At 55.0% G+C, this 14,953-nt stretch carries 10 protein-coding genes; 8 read left to right on the plus strand and 2 right to left on the minus strand.

Annotated elements, in window-relative coordinates; genetic code table 11:
* Positions 1-16 precede the first annotated feature (16 nt).
* The 4 genes from ACO064_RS00610 (at position 17) to ACO064_RS00625 (ending at position 3,956) form a co-directional block, all read left to right on the plus strand.
* Positions 17-931 carry an NAD(P)/FAD-dependent oxidoreductase gene (locus tag ACO064_RS00610; RefSeq protein WP_421825494.1) on the plus strand — a complete coding sequence of 305 codons (915 nt, stop codon included), beginning with the start codon at positions 17-19 and terminating at the stop codon, positions 929-931.
* A gap of 101 nt (positions 932-1,032) precedes the next feature.
* Entirely contained in the window at positions 1,033-1,854 is an 822-nt protein-coding gene (locus ACO064_RS00615) for a hypothetical protein (protein ID WP_421825495.1), read from the plus strand.
* 111 nt (positions 1,855-1,965) lie between these two features.
* Positions 1,966-2,637 carry a response regulator transcription factor gene (locus tag ACO064_RS00620; protein ID WP_421825496.1) on the plus strand — a complete coding sequence of 224 codons (672 nt, stop codon included), beginning with the start codon at positions 1,966-1,968 and terminating at the stop codon, positions 2,635-2,637.
* Complete coding sequence (locus ACO064_RS00625) at positions 2,634-3,956, plus strand: sensor histidine kinase (protein WP_421825497.1); 1,323 nt, start codon at positions 2,634-2,636, stop codon at positions 3,954-3,956. Before ACO064_RS00620 ends, ACO064_RS00625 begins: the two co-directional genes overlap by 4 nt.
* Here the strand turns inward: ACO064_RS00625 and ACO064_RS00630 are convergent.
* On the minus strand, positions 3,946-5,916 hold the full coding sequence (locus ACO064_RS00630; RefSeq protein WP_421825498.1) for a glycoside hydrolase family 127 protein: 1,971 nt from the start codon (positions 5,914-5,916) through the stop codon (positions 3,946-3,948). The two genes, ACO064_RS00625 and ACO064_RS00630, sit on opposite strands and share 11 nt — an antisense overlap.
* A 134-nt stretch (positions 5,917-6,050) precedes the next feature.
* On the opposite strand from ACO064_RS00630, the gene ACO064_RS00635 reads away from it, so the two are divergent.
* Positions 6,051-9,413: a DEAD/DEAH box helicase gene (locus tag ACO064_RS00635; protein ID WP_421825499.1), complete on the plus strand. Its 3,363-nt coding sequence runs from the start codon at positions 6,051-6,053 to the stop codon at positions 9,411-9,413.
* Positions 9,414-9,438: 25 nt separating this feature from the next.
* The gene (locus ACO064_RS00640; protein ID WP_421825500.1) at positions 9,439-10,941 is read left to right on the plus strand and encodes an ATP-binding cassette domain-containing protein; all 1,503 of its coding nucleotides are present in this window, start codon (positions 9,439-9,441) and stop codon (positions 10,939-10,941) included.
* A 64-nt stretch (positions 10,942-11,005) separates the two neighbouring features.
* Here the strand turns inward: ACO064_RS00640 and ACO064_RS00645 are convergent, their stop codons facing one another.
* Positions 11,006-12,100, minus strand: coding sequence for a glycoside hydrolase family 130 protein (locus tag ACO064_RS00645; RefSeq protein WP_421825501.1), 1,095 nt, complete (start codon positions 12,098-12,100; stop codon positions 11,006-11,008).
* A 181-nt stretch (positions 12,101-12,281) separates the two neighbouring features.
* On the opposite strand from ACO064_RS00645, the gene ACO064_RS00650 reads away from it, so the two are divergent.
* Together ACO064_RS00650 and ACO064_RS00655 are read left to right on the plus strand one after the other, a co-directional pair.
* Complete coding sequence (locus ACO064_RS00650) at positions 12,282-13,031, plus strand: head GIN domain-containing protein (RefSeq protein WP_421825502.1); 750 nt, start codon at positions 12,282-12,284, stop codon at positions 13,029-13,031.
* Between the two features lie 238 nt (positions 13,032-13,269).
* On the plus strand, positions 13,270-14,892 hold the full coding sequence (locus ACO064_RS00655; RefSeq protein ID WP_421825503.1) for an ABC-F family ATP-binding cassette domain-containing protein: 1,623 nt from the start codon (positions 13,270-13,272) through the stop codon (positions 14,890-14,892).
* The last annotated feature ends 61 nt before the right edge of the window (positions 14,893-14,953 follow it).

Below are 14,953 nucleotides of genomic sequence, written 5' to 3' on the forward strand. Positions count from 1 at the left end.
CATCAGAAATACAGTCATGAACAAACCATCAACTCCTTCCTACGACGTCATTATCATCGGCGGCAGTTACGCCGGTCTGAGCGCGGCCCTCGTTCTGGGCCGTTCCTTGTGGACGGTTCTGGTACTCGATAGCGGCCAGCCCGCCAACCGGCAAACGCCCCACTCCCACAGTTTCCTGACCCGCGACGGCGAAACACCCGCCGAACTGACGCGGATCGCCCGGGAGCAGGCCCTGGCCTACCCGACCGTCAGCCTGCAGGATACAACCGTAACCACCGTTCAGCCATCGGGATCTTCGTTTCAGGTGCAGACCGGTACCGGCGACGTATTTACGGCCAAACGGCTCATTCTGGCGACCGGTTTAACCGACCTCCTGCCTGACCTGCCCGGTTTTGCCGAATGCTGGGGCATTTCGGTTTTGCACTGCCCGTTTTGCCACGGCTACGAGGTGAAAGACCAGGTTGTTGGGGTGCTGGGCAATGGCGATGATGGGTTCGGATTGGCAAAATTGATCCACCACTGGAACCCCGGCCTGACCTTGTTCACCAACGGCCCCTCCACCCTCACCCCGGAACAAACCGCCAAACTACACCAACACGCCATTCCGATTATCGAAACCCCGCTGGTGGCCCTGCAACACCGAAACGGTCAGCTCGATGCGCTGAACCTGGCCGATCAATCGGTAAAACCTCTGCAGGCTTTGTATGCGCGACCGGCGATGCGGCAGTCGAATGATCTGGCGCTGCAATTGGGCTGTGAACTCGATGAGTTAGGAATGATCAAAGTCGATGAATTTGGCAAGACCAGCGTCGAGGGTGTGTCTGCTGCCGGGGATACCCACACGATGATGCGGCAGGTGTTGGTCGCAGCCACCAACGGACTGCGGGCGGCTGTGATGATCACGCGTGAACTGATGGAGGAAGAATTCTGAATGGGTTACGGTATGAAGAAAAATTAATTTCAGGTTCAGATTGGCCTTAGAGCGCGTCGTTAGTTTTGCTACCGTAATCAACCCGTAAAGAACATCTACGAATGAAAACCAACGCAACACTTTTGACCGGCCTCCTGCTCACGGGCAGCCTGCTTGCCCCCCAACTGTACGCCCAAACCGCTCCGGGTCAGCCCAACGGCCCCGAAGTAACCGCGCTGACGCCCGGTTTGCCGCCACCCGACTTCGATCAGCCACGACCGGAAAGACCCGGCGGACCCGGTCGGCATCCCGGCCACCGACCCGGCAGCCGGGAAGCCCGTAGCCCCCTGGGACAGCGGGACGGGTTGACGGCACTGACCACCGTGACGGGAACCGTCGGCCAGTTGACGGGCAATGACGATTTTATCTTAAACGGTTTTACGCTTAAAAGTGCGTCCGGAACCGTCACCACGGTAAAATTTCCGGCGCACCTCGGCCAGTCGGTTCAACAGGCGGTAAAGGTCGGCGGCAACGTTAGTGTTACCGGTTTTTCCGAAACCGCTCCCACGGGCGAAAACCTGTTTCGGATGACGAGCCTGACAGCGGGTAAAACGACCGTTCTCGATGCTCCGCCGACTGTATTGCCCACCCCGCCCGCCACGCCGACGATGAGTACCGTCACCGGAAAAATCGCGGATTACCAGCTCGACCGCGAAGGACGTGTCAATGGATTGATTTTATCTATTTCCGGGGATGCCAAAACGATTGTTCGCATTCCGTCGAACGTAGTCACTCAACTGTCGAATCTGGCGACCAAAGGCAGCACCATTACGGTACAGGGCTTTGCCAAAACTCCGCATGAGGGACAGGTTCAACTCGAAAAAGCGGTCATCCTCCGCGCATCGGTGTTGACCATCAACGGCCAGCAGTATCTGGTTCGGTAAGTCCCGTTTTCAAAACCGCTCCGGCTTGAAGAAAGGCCGGAGCGGTTTTGTTTTGGTTCGAATCTCTCCTACTTTTAGCGGCTACCTACATCCCTGCATTTCTGCGTTTTCATGAAAATTCTGGTTATCGAAGACGAGCGCAAACTGGGCCGGTTTATAAAACAGGGCCTGGAACAGAACGGCCACGTCGCCGACCTCACGCACTCCGGTTCTGAAGGACTCGACCAGTTGGCCGGTGGGCTGTACGACCTGGTGCTGCTCGATCTGATGTTGCCGGGCCAAACCGGTTTTGAGGTCCTGAAAAACCTCCGGGCTTTTGGGTTAACGGTGCCGGTGATGATTCTGTCGGCCCTGAGTGATCCGGCCACGGTGGTGCAGGGCCTGGACCTGGGCGCGGTCGATTACCTCCGCAAACCGTTCGATTTTGACGAGTTGCTGGCCCGAATCCGCATTCTGCAACGCCGGACGACCACCAGCGATAACGTAGTGCTGCGGGTGGCCGATCTGGAAATGCGGCTGATCTCGCACGAGGTTATCAAAGGCGGAACCGGCCTGACCCTGACCAACCGGGAATTTGCCCTGCTGGAACTGCTGCTGCGCCGGGCCGGACAACTGGTTACCAAAAACGAAATCGCCGAAAAAGTCTGGTCGGCTGACTACGATATGGGCAGCAACGTGATCGAAGTACACATTTACCAACTGCGTAAAAAGCTGGATGCAAGCGGGATAGCGGGGCTGATCGAAACGCAGGTGGGGCGCGGTTATCGACTCAAAACACCATGAGCCTTCGCAGTCGGATTGTCCTCGCGGTTCTGACGGTTTTTGCTATCATCAGTGGCTTAGCGGGTTATCTCATGCTTGCCCGCGCCGAAACCAGCCTGCAACGGGCTTTCGATCGCGCCACCCAAACCCGGGCGGCCTGGCTCCTGGCACTCGTGAGTGTCGACCCCGTTGTGATTCCGTTGCCCACCGAAACCGAGCGAATGCGGGTGGTTTACCTCAGCTACGGCCAGCGTCGCGAGTTGTTCCGCAGCCCCGGTTTTCCGGACGAAACCGCCCCTCCATCAAACCAATTCTCCCACCGGTCCATCACCATTGAAGGCACACCCGTTCAAACGCCCGATGGTCTGCTTCAACTGACGCTGGCGGTGCCGGATGAAAGCTTACGGCAGGACATCGGACGACTTCGGTGGGTATTCGGACTGAGCTGGTTGCTCAGTCTGATCCTGGCTTTCGGAGCGGGGTATGGCGTAGCGGGTTGGCTTCTGCGGCCCATTCAACGCATTGTCAATCAAGTCGATGCGATCAACAATACGAGCGCCATCGATCCGATCGAACTGCCCAAAACCCAGGATGAACTCTACCAACTCACGGCAACCTTGAACCGGATGCTGGCCCGGATTCGGGAAAGTGTCGAGGGGCAGCGGCATTTTTTCGGGGCGGCCGCGCACGAACTTCGCACGCCCCTGACGGTGATGAAAACCGGTTTGCAGGTTACGCTGAAACAGAGCTCACTCGATGCCAGAACCTCGACTTTTCTAACCGGTCAACTGGAAGAAGTGAGCCGACTGACGCGCCTGATCAATGAGTTTCTGACGCTGAGCCAGCCCGATACCGTCGCGCCGGTTCTCAAAATTTCCACCGTCGACCTTCCTGAATTACTGGACAACTGCCTGCGACAACTGGCGTCACTGACAGCCGAGTATGGCGTCACGACTGTTTTCGACCGCAACGGTTTTTCCGACGCCATTCTCCAAACGGATGCCCTCAAACTGGAACACATTCTGTTGAATCTGATCGAAAATGCCGTCAAATACGCCGTTTCGGACAGCGTGGTCACCATCCGGCTCCAAAATTCCGGGCCTTGGCGGGTTCGCATCGAAAACCGGACCATTCGTGAAAGTGGCCCGACGCTCGATCTGCGGCAAGCCTACTACCGGGCCGATCCGTTCAAAGAAGGCCACGGTCTGGGACTCTGGATTACGCACCGCTTAACTACGCTCCTGGGCGGAACCCTGCAACTGGACTGGAAAGCTCACACCTTTACCAGCGAGTTGAGTTTGCCGGTTTCGAACCCGGATTCACCAACCTTTAGTCGGTGATTTTCACCCGCTTCGCTTTGGTCGGTAGCCAGACCTGCATCGGGCTTTTGCCGCGATTGGCCCAGACGTAATACGGAATGGCCGTAATTTTCTTCTTTTCCGTTACCACACCCGCGCCATCCGCCGACGGCCCCACCACCGGCACCTCGGCCTGAATCGCCACCACCGGCTCCGTGCTGACCTGATAAGCCTGGGTTGTAAACGTCGTTTGATCAGGCACCAGCAGGTTCCAGGCCTGGCCGTTGTTGTCGGCCCCTTCTACGCAATAGACCAACGGCCCGCGCTGAATGGCCACCCGGTCATTGGCGGCCACCAGTTCTTTTTTCGCGACCACCCGTTTCACGTCCATCGGCAGCGTCAGCTCGATCACATCCCCTTTCTGCCACGTCCGGTTCACCACCACGTAGCCGTTTTCTTCCCGGTAATCGACCGGTTTTCCGTTCAGATTGACCGTAATTTTCGCCGGACGCTCTTCCTGAAACCGGTAGAGATCACCCGGCACCGGCACATTGCTAACCCAGCCCGGAATCCTCATATGCAGGGCGTAAGGCGTCTTTCTGACCGGATTCATCGTTAGTTTTACACTGCCCTCCCACGGATAATTCGTCTCCATCTGAACCGGAACGTCGCTTTTGCCAATTTTCAGCGATGTGTTGCTGCCGATATACAGATTGACCCAAAGGCCGGATTCATTTTTGCCATAAATATAGTCACCGAGCGATGCCACCAGCCGGGCAATATTCGATGGACAACAGGCCGTTCCAAACCACGCGCTCCGGGCCGTATTGCCGTTGGAAGCCAGGGGATTACCGTAGAAAAACCGGTCACCACTCAGGCTCAGGCCGTCGAGCGCCCCGTTGTACAAGCTCCGCTCCAGTACGTCGATATATTTGGCTTCGCCGGTGAGCAGGTTCATCCGTTGGTTCCAGAAAACCATCCCGACCGACGCGCAGGTTTCGCAATACGCCGTTTCGTTAGGCAGGTCATAATCCAGTGAAAAGCCTTCATTTTGACCCGACGAGCCAATGCCGCCCGTAATGTACATGTTCCGGTACACCACATCTTCCCAGACGGTTTTCATGGCGTTCATGTAACCCGCGTCACCGGTGGTAGCCGCCACATCGGCGGCCCCCGTGTAGAGGTACATCGCACGAACCGCGTGTCCGGTAATTTCCTTCTGGTCCTTCACCGGCGTGGCATCCTGGCAGTATTCCGGCGTCTTCCACTGGTCCCAGATCTTGCCGACGCCGAAGCCCCGTCCGCGCTGATCGAGAAACCAGTCGGCCAGTTTCAGATACCGGTCATTTTTAGTGAGGTGATACAACTTCATCAACGCCAGTTCGATTTCCTGATGGCCGCTCACCCAGTGGCGGTTGGGTTGCCGGAAGGTTATGTCGAGGTGGTCGGCAAAACGGATGGCGACGTCCAGTAATTTCCGTTTTCCGGTGGTGTTGTAATAGGCCACGGCGGCTTCGATGAGGTGGCCCGCGCAGTAGTCTTCGTGCTTTTCCATGTCGGTCCACCGCTGGTCTAAACCGACGAGCGAATAATACGTATTGAGGTATCCGTCAGGCTGTTGGGCGGCTGCGATCTTGTCGACCCACTCATCGGCTTTCTTTTCTAGTTCGGCGTCGGGGCGGTTTTTCAACGAATAGGCAATGGCTTCCAGCGCTTTGTAGACATCGCTGTCGTCGTAATAAACACCTTCGTGTTTTTCGTGTTTTCCACGCTGCACCTTCTCGAAATTCCGGATGCGCCCCGTCTTTTCTTCAGTCTGGAAAATACAGGCCTGTAAGGTGGCCGTGGCGACTTTATCGAGCTTCGGACGCCAGAACCGGTCGGTGATGTTGACCTGCGAAAAACTGACGGGTTCGAAGCGTTTGACCGGTATTTGCGCATTGGCGATCAGGCTCACGGTTGTGGTCAAAACCGCAGTGAAAAATCGAAATCGGGTGATCATGGGGTTCAGAAAGGCTTAGGAATACCGTGAAGGAATGCCCAAAAATAGAACTTGAATCGGATTATTTCTATGGCAAGCGCGGCTAATGGCGTAAATTGCAGAGCAGTACTCAAAACAACCTTCGTCGGTCACGCATGCTCAACCTTTCGGCTCACTCCGCGTATTGTCTGGAAACGGTGACGATCCCGACATTAACCGACGGAATCCTCTTCAAACACAGTTCCGCAGTCGCCTTTTCCACAGGGAGTTACACCGACGTCGTCGCGGTTGAACTGGCCGTCGATCAGGGCACTTTTTCCATTTCATCCCGGGATATTCAGCGTACGGAAGTAGTCGTCAGTCAGTCGAAAGAAGCACTCTGGATTTCCTGTTCGTGTTCGGCTCCGAAAGACCGCTTGTGTGAACATCAGATTCAGGTTTTATCGGCGATTGTCAGACGAAAGGAATTCCGGGTCTTTTTTGATCAGGTCCTGCGGTATGAAGCCATCAAACCGGTCGCCAGAGACTACGGCCTGGAGAATGAGAGCCAACTGGATGCGTTTTTCCAGGTAGACTTCGAGAATAAAGCCTTCACGATTAAGCCCAAACGACCGGAATTACTGCGATTCAATCAGGCCGACAAAGCGTTGCTGGTATCAACTCTGGTACCAAAACCGGATCGACCGGAACCGGTTTTGGAAGAAACGGCGTTGAAGTTGCAGCGAATTGTCGTCTTTACGAAACACCGCTATTCCGATCATTTCGGGCTGGAACTGTTCGACGCGCCAACGACGCGGGAAGGGAATATAAAAAATCCGTTAACCCCGGTGCAGCCACTGGAAGCAATCAACCGAATTGAAAACCTGAACGAATTAAAATTCTATTCGGCGCTCGCCCGATTTCAGCATACCCACCGCAGCAAAAAGACCGAATCGGACCTGGAAGCGTTGCGGTTTGTGGCCGAAAACCCCGGAAAACTGGCTTTTTATTACCATGCGATCAGCGTTTCTGAAAACATTTCTTCCCAGTCGCTCATCCCGGTAAAGCTCAAAATTCTGATGGGCGACCTGCGGTTGTGGGTTCGTCAGGTCGAGCCGTTTTACGAAATCCGGGGTTCGCTCGTGCTGGAGGGCACCACGCAGGAACTCTATAAACTCGTTCTTAAATACGACTACTTTATTCTGCTGCACGACACGCTGCACCTTGTCTACAACCCTGATTATCTGCGGGTTATTGAATTTTTTAGCAAGAAAAGTACCCGAATCGTCCTGCACCAGTCGAAGTATGGCGAGTTTCAGGAAGCGGTTTTGGCCAAACTGGAAAACCAGATTCGGATTACCTATTCGTATCTGCAACCGGCAACACCCGCGCAACTCGAAGAAAACGGCTTCAATCTGGAACGCGAACACCTCCTGTATCTGGCCGACTCCGAAGATTACGTCATCCTGACGCCGGTGATGAAATACGGAACCGTTGAGGTGCCGGTATTGTCCAAAAAACAGATTTATTCGGTCGACAGCCGGGGAAAACCGTTCACGGTGGAGCGCGACGACAAAGCGGAAATTCAGTTCACGATGGCGATTGCCAGCCAGCACCCTGATTTTCAGAGCCAGCTCGGTCGACACGAATTTTATCTGCATAAAAGCCAGGTGCTGGATGAAAACTGGTTTCTGGATGCTTTCGACGCCTGGAACAGCCAGAACATCCGGGTTCTCGGTTTCAATTCCCTGAAAAACAACCGCCTGAATCCCCACAAGGCCAAGGTGTCGGTGGTTGTCAACAGCGGCCTGAACTGGTTCGAAACGCAACTGGGATTATCGTACGGCAAGCAGCAGGTTTCTTTAAAACACCTGCACAAAGCGATCAAAAACAAGAGCCGGTTTGTGCCGCTCGACGACGGAACGCAGGGGCTGCTGCCTGCCGAATGGCTCGAACGGTTTTCGGCCTATTTTCAGGCGGGTGAGGTCGTGAATGACGTGATTCGGACACCCCGGATTCGTTTTTCGGACCTGCGAAAGGTGTACGACGACGGGCAACTCAGCAGCGGGGTTTCGGACGAGATCAAGACGCTGGCCGCCCGATTTGCCGACTCGCCCTCCATTCCGCCCGTTGCCGTCCCTGCCGAGTTGCGTGCTACGCTTCGGGATTACCAGAAAGAGGGCGTTTACTGGCTGAACTTCCTGGACGAACTGGGTTTTGGCGGCTGCCTGGCCGACGACATGGGCCTCGGAAAAACGCTCCAGATCCTGGCTTTTTTGCTGGTACAGAAAGCCAAAAACCGCCCCCGAGCCAACCTGATTGTGGTGCCGACCTCACTCCTGTTTAACTGGCAGGCCGAGGCAGCGAAGTTTGCGCCTTCGCTCCGGCTGTACACGCTCTATGGAAATAACCGCAACCTGAAGAAGAAAGACATTGACCAGTATGACATCATCCTGACCTCCTACGGCACGCTGTTGTCAGACATCCGTTTTTTAAAAGACCATGGCTTCAATTGCATCGTACTGGACGAGTCGCAGGCCATCAAAAACCCGGAATCGCAACGCTATCAGGCGGTTATGCGGTTGCAATCGCGCACCAGGTTTGTCCTGACCGGAACGCCCATTGAAAACCATACCTTCGATCTGTTCGGGCAACTTTCGTTTGCCTGTCCGGGCTTGTTGGGCAATTACCACTATTTTCGGGCGCATTATTCCACGCCCATCGACAAATTCGATGACCGGAAACGCGCCCGCGAGCTTCAGCAGAAAATCAGTCCGTTCATTTTGCGCCGGACCAAAGCGCAGGTCGCCACCGAATTGCCCGACAAGACGGAGATGATTCTGCACTGCGAAATGGGGCCGGAGCAACGGAAAGTCTACGACGCTTACGAACGTGAGTTCCGCAGTTTTCTGCTGACGACGCAGGACGGCGACATTCCCCGGGAGCGCCTGCACGTGTTGCAGGGACTCACCAAACTGCGGCAGATTTGCAACTCGCCGGTTTTGCTCAACGACGACGAATTTTACGGCGAAGCGTCGGCGAAAATCGACATGCTGATCGAGCAAATTGAGACCAAGTCACCGCAGCACAAAATTTTGGTTTTCTCACAATTCGTCACCATGCTCGACCTGATCCGGAACGAACTGAAGACCAGACAGATCAACTTCGAATACCTCACCGGCCAAACCACCAACCGGGAAGCCTGCGTCAACCGGTTTCAGACCGACGAAACCGTCCGGGTGTTTCTCATTAGCCTGAAAGCGGGCGGAACGGGCCTCAATTTAACCCAGGCGGACTACGTCTATCTGGTCGATCCGTGGTGGAACCCCGCCGTCGAAAACCAGGCCATCGACCGGAGTTACCGCATGGGTCAGAAGAAAAATGTGGTGGCCGTGCGTCTGATTTGCCCGGATACCATCGAAGACAAAATTCTTCAGCTTCAGGAATCCAAAAAAGACCTGGCCGATCACCTCATCAAAACCGACTCGGCCATTTTGAAATCGCTGAATCGCACAGATCTGCTGAGTCTGTTGCATTGATTTTTTTATCGTTAATTCCATTGAAATGTCTATCAGTCCACTGCTTAGTTTACAAAATGCCACCGTCCGCCGACCTACCGGCCTTGTTTTACAGAACCTGAGTTGGACCCTGAAACCCGGTGAACACTGGGCGATTCTGGGGCCTACGAGTTCGGGAAAAAGCTCGTTTCTCGATGCCCTGAGCGGGCGGTTGCCCGTGGCGGGTGGCACCTATTCACACCCGGTGGGTGTTTTGCGGGAAGTAGTGGAACAGGTGGCGAATGATTACCGGTTCGACCGGCAGGTGGCTTCTTCGGCCCGCTATTACCAGCAGCGGTTCAATGCGGATTCGGCGAAAGAATCGCCGACGGTTTGGGAGGTTTTGCAACACCGGATCAAGCCCACCGGAACCGTCAATGAACAGTCTGTCGAATTGCCGCCACCGGCTTTTCCGGAACACTGGCTGACCGAAGTGGCTGACTGGGTGCATATTACGCACTTGTTTGACCGGCACCTTACCTCCCTTTCCAACGGCGAAACCCGCCGGACGCTGCTGGCCCGCTCACTCCTGCGCCGTCCCGAAATTCTGCTGCTCGACAACCCGTTTGGTGGTCTGGACGTCAGCAGCCGCGAACGGCTGCACGGGATTCTGAACCGGATTGCCGCCGAAGGAACGACATTGGTGCTGGTGACAACACCCCGCGAAATTCCGGATTGTATTACCCACGTCGTTGAATTAACAGACGGCCAGATCAGTTGGCAGGGCCCCAAATCAGAAATGCCTGCACTGCCCGAATCCGCCCCCGAAACCCTGACCGACCCGACCCTGCTCCCCCGCTGGCTGAACACCGCTGCCATTTCGTTCAGGAATGCCATCGGAATGCGGAATGTGATGGTGAGTTACGGCGAGAAAGTGGTGTTGAACGCGATCAACTGGGAAGTTCGACGGGGTGAAAAATGGGCGGTTTTGGGACCCAACGGTTCGGGCAAATCGACCTTGCTGAGTTTGATCACTGCCGACAATCCGCAGAGTTACCGCAATGATTATGAACTGTTTGACCGAAAACGCGGCACCGGCGAAAGCATCTGGGACATCAAACGCAACATCGGTTTTGTGTCGCCGGAACTCCACCTGTATTTTCCACGCGAGCAACCGGTCTGGAAAGTAGTGTCTTCGGGCCTGTTCGACACGGCGGGGCTGTTCCGCAAACTGACCCCGGACCAAACTGAACAGGTCGAATTTATGCTGGACTTACTGCGCATCCAGCCCCTGCGCGACAAGCGGCTGTCCCAACTCTCTACGGGCGAACAACGCTGGGTGTTGCTGGCCCGCGCCCTGGTGAAAAACCCGCCCCTGCTCGTGCTGGACGAACCCTGCCAAAACCTCGATCCGGCCCACATCGCCCGGTTCCGGGATTTAGTCGATGAACTATGCCAGTCGCCCGAACGGACGCTGCTGTATGTGTCGCACTACGCCGAGGAAATTCCGACCTGCGTAACGAAGGTGCTGCGGCTGGATGCCGGGAAAGGAATAATTGATCACCTGTAATACACCCCCGGATTGCATCCGGGGCTAATGATGTCAGCCCGTTGGGCTGGTGTGTGGACGAGTTTCAGGGTTTTTCGGGGGCGGTGGCGACGGCAATTTTGGAATCGGCGGTGCCGTAATACAAAAACCACTGGCCTTTGTAGGGGACTAATCCTTCGATAAAACAAACGTTGTTGATCTGGCCAACAATCTCATACGGCTGATCCGGTTTCATGAAATACGTTTCGGAACGGTCGATGAGTTTGGTGGGCTCGCTGGCATCGAACAGCAACTGACCGGCCGCGTAGGTTCCGTCCGGTAAATCCCGGTCGCCGTCTTTCCCGTGGTTCATGCCGTTGTATAACAGCACAATACCGTTGGGAGTCAACAGGGCGGGTGGGCCGGGTTCGAGCAGGCGGTAATCGTGCTTGTCTTTCCGCCGTTCGGCCACCGCAAAGAGCTTGCCGTTGGGGGTTTCGACGGGCGTCCAGTGAATGAGGTCGGGCGACGATGCGCAATACAGTTGCGGCTGATCACCCCAGTACATCCAGTATTTTCCGTTGATTTTCTCGGCCACCAATCGGCTCCCGATGCGTTTGCACACAATCGAACCCGACTTCGACCATTCGTTGCGGTATTTCAAATCATCGAAGGCCAGCCCCTGTTTTTTCCAGTTGATCAGGTTTTTGGAGGTTGCCACGCAAAGCCGGGCCTTGTCGCCGTCGTAGGCCGTATAGGTCATGACATACACCCGGTTCGGGCTTTCCACAATCCGCGGATCTTCACAGCCGCCCTCCCACTCGTACAACTTCATGGGATCGTTGTCGGGGTAGAAAACCGGTTTGGGCCGTCGCTTGAAATGGATGCCGTCGGTGCTGGTCGCCAGCCCCAGCCGCGAGGTTCCGGCGTGTTTGCCGACGGTATCTTCGGCCCGGTAAATCATGCAGATTTTGCCTTTTCGCACCACCACCGCCGGGTTAAAGACGTCTTTTTCCTCCCAGCGCACGGTTTCGCCCCGCAACGGGCAATCGAACGTGGTGTTTTTTTGGGCGTCCAAAACCGGGTTGGCGGCATGTTGCTTCGTGAATTCCCCAATCATCCACGGTTTATAGGGCGACTGGGCGTAGGACGCGACGTGGACTAAAATTACGACAAACGATAAAAAGGAACGATATAACATGAGTGCAGGGCTAAAAGGAAATCCGGTATTCAAAGCGAACTATTCAATCCCAACATACGGTAATTTAGGTTAACAACCGCAATCAGCCGGTTCAGGTTATAAAAAACGCAGTTGATCCACCTAAAACTTGAACCGTGACCCGATTCCCGCCAATTTTGATTGAAATAAACAACAACGACCAATGAAACGATTATTTTTATTTGCAACGCTACTGGCGGTTTTCGCCAGCGTTCTGTCCGGCTGTAACCGTGAAGACATCGGGCCACTTCAGGAAGGCGAGAAAGCCTTTTTGCTGACGGGTTTCGACCGCCTGGAAATGGGCAGCGGTTTTGAGGTTACACTGGAGAACGGTCCGGGTTTTAAGATCATGGCCAAAGGCGATCAGCGCAACCTGGATGAGCTGGATGTGGAGGTTCGTAACGGCACCCTGTTCGCCGGTTACCGCACTAACAAAAGCCGGAAATATACAACTGCTTTCACGATCACCATGCCGAACCTGCGGGGTGCCAACTTCTCGGGCGGAGTCCATGCGAGCGTGAAAGGTTTTGCAAATCTGACCGACCTGGACATTGAGCTCTCCGGCGGTGCGCACGGAACCTGGGAAGTGATCGCCACCCGTACCAGGGCAGTGGTGTCCGGCGGTTCGAAGCTGCAACTGATCGAATCCAGAATCACGACAGGCGGAGATGATTCCATCACCAGTTTGATCAATCAGCTTACCGTCGATGCCTCCGGTGGCTCCCACGTCGAAGCCTTCGACTACGCGGCCAAGTCCGTAGACGTGAAATCGACGGGGGCCAGCCATGCCGACATTACCGCCACCCAGTCGCTGACGGCAGAAGCCAGTGGGGCCAGCAAAATCCGATACAAAGGCAATCCGGCCAACGTCAACCAGAATGCCAGTGGGGCCAGCAAAATAGAGAAATACTAAACCCTGACAGCGACCAACGGCCCTGTCAGCGGTTAAAAGCCCTGTCAGCAATTAAAAGCCTCCCCAACTATACACACTACTTGATCACGTAATTTTGAAAAAAGCGAAAACCGCTGACAGGGCCGCTGGCCGCTGCCGGGGTTTTCGCGGCATTTTGAGATTCATTTGCTGGTAAAATGGCAAAAAAGGGCAAATTTCCGTACCTTTGCACCTTCATTTCAACAAGGAGAGCAATCGAATGATTTCAGTACAAAACGTCTCACTCCGCTACGGCAAGCGGGTTTTATTCGACGACGTCAACATAAAATTCACCGCGGGCAACTGCTACGGGGTGATCGGCGCCAACGGAGCGGGCAAATCAACGTTTTTGAAAATCCTGTCGGGCGAAATTGAACCCCAGACGGGTTCGGTCGTCATCACGCCGGGCGAGCGGCTCTCGGTGTTGAACCAGAACCAGTTTGCCTACGATGACTTTCCGGTTCTGCAAACCGTCATCATGGGCAACAAACGCCTGTATGACATCATGCAGGAAAAAGACGCCCTCTACGCCAAAACCGACTTTACGGATGCCGACGGCGAGCGGGCGGCCAACCTCGAAGGCGAATTTGCGGAGATGAACGGCTGGGATGCCGAGTCGGACGCGGCTTCACTGCTGAGCGGTTTGGGCATCAAAGAAGACCTTCACTACAGCCAGATGGCCGACCTGAACGGTTCCGAAAAAGTGCGGGTGCTGCTGGCCCAGGCATTGTTTGGTAATCCGGACATTCTGCTGCTGGATGAACCGACCAACAACCTCGACGTCGAATCGAGCCTTTGGCTGGAAAACTACCTGGCCAATTTCAAGAATACCGTGATTGTGGTTTCCCACGACCGCCACTTCCTGGATCAGGTTTGTACGCAAGTCGTTGATATTGACTTCTCTAAAGTTCGGCTTTTTACCGGCAACTATTCGTTCTGGTATGAATCGAGCCAACTGGCCCTGAAACAACGCCAGGATCAGAACAAACGGACGGAAGACAAACGCAAGGAACTGGAGGAGTTTATCCGGCGGTTTTCGGCCAACGCTTCCAAGTCGAAACAGGCGACCAGCCGGGCTAAATTGCTCGAAAAACTGACCCTCGACGACATTGCACCCTCATCCCGGAAATATCCCTACATCAATTTCAAACCGGAACGCGAACCCGGCGACCAGATTCTGAACGTCGAAAACCTGACGTATACGAGCGAAGACGGCGCCCGGCTGTTCACGAACCTGTCGTTTACGATGCGGAAGGGCGACAAGGTGTTCCTGTTCAGCCGCGACGGTCTGGCCGTCACGGCTCTGTTCGATATTCTGGCCGGCGAACGCAAAGCCGACTCCGGCGAGTTCAAATGGGGCGTTACCATCACGCCTTCGTACTTTCCGAATGACACTGGTCGCGATAAATATTTCCAGAATGACCTGAACCTGGTGGACTGGCTGCGGCAATTCTCCGTGGAAAAAGACGAAAGTTTCATCCGCGGTTTTCTGGGCCGGATGCTGTTTTCGGGTGAGGAGTCGCTGAAGAAATCGACGGTTTTGTCCGGGGGCGAAAAAGTGCGGTGTATGCTTTCCAAAGTGATGCTTTCGGGGGCCAACCTGCTGCTGCTGGACGAACCGACCAACCACCTCGACCTCGAATCTATTACGGCCCTCAACAACGGCCTGATCGACTTCAAAGGTCCGATTTTGTTCACCTCGCATGACCACCAGTTCGGCGAAACCATCGCCACCCGCATCATCGAAATCGCTCCGAACGGCCACCTGGATAAACTGATGACCTACGACGAGTACCTGACCGACGAGAATGTGAAAAAACAACGCGAAGCGCTTTATAAGTAAGGTATACGGTTTTCAGTTGCTGAGGCATTCTGTTCTGCCCCCAACCCCCTGAAGGGGGCTT

Origin of the sequence: Larkinella sp. (assembly GCF_965227735.1) — a bacterium.
Lineage (GTDB): Bacteria > Bacteroidota > Bacteroidia > Cytophagales > Spirosomataceae > Larkinella.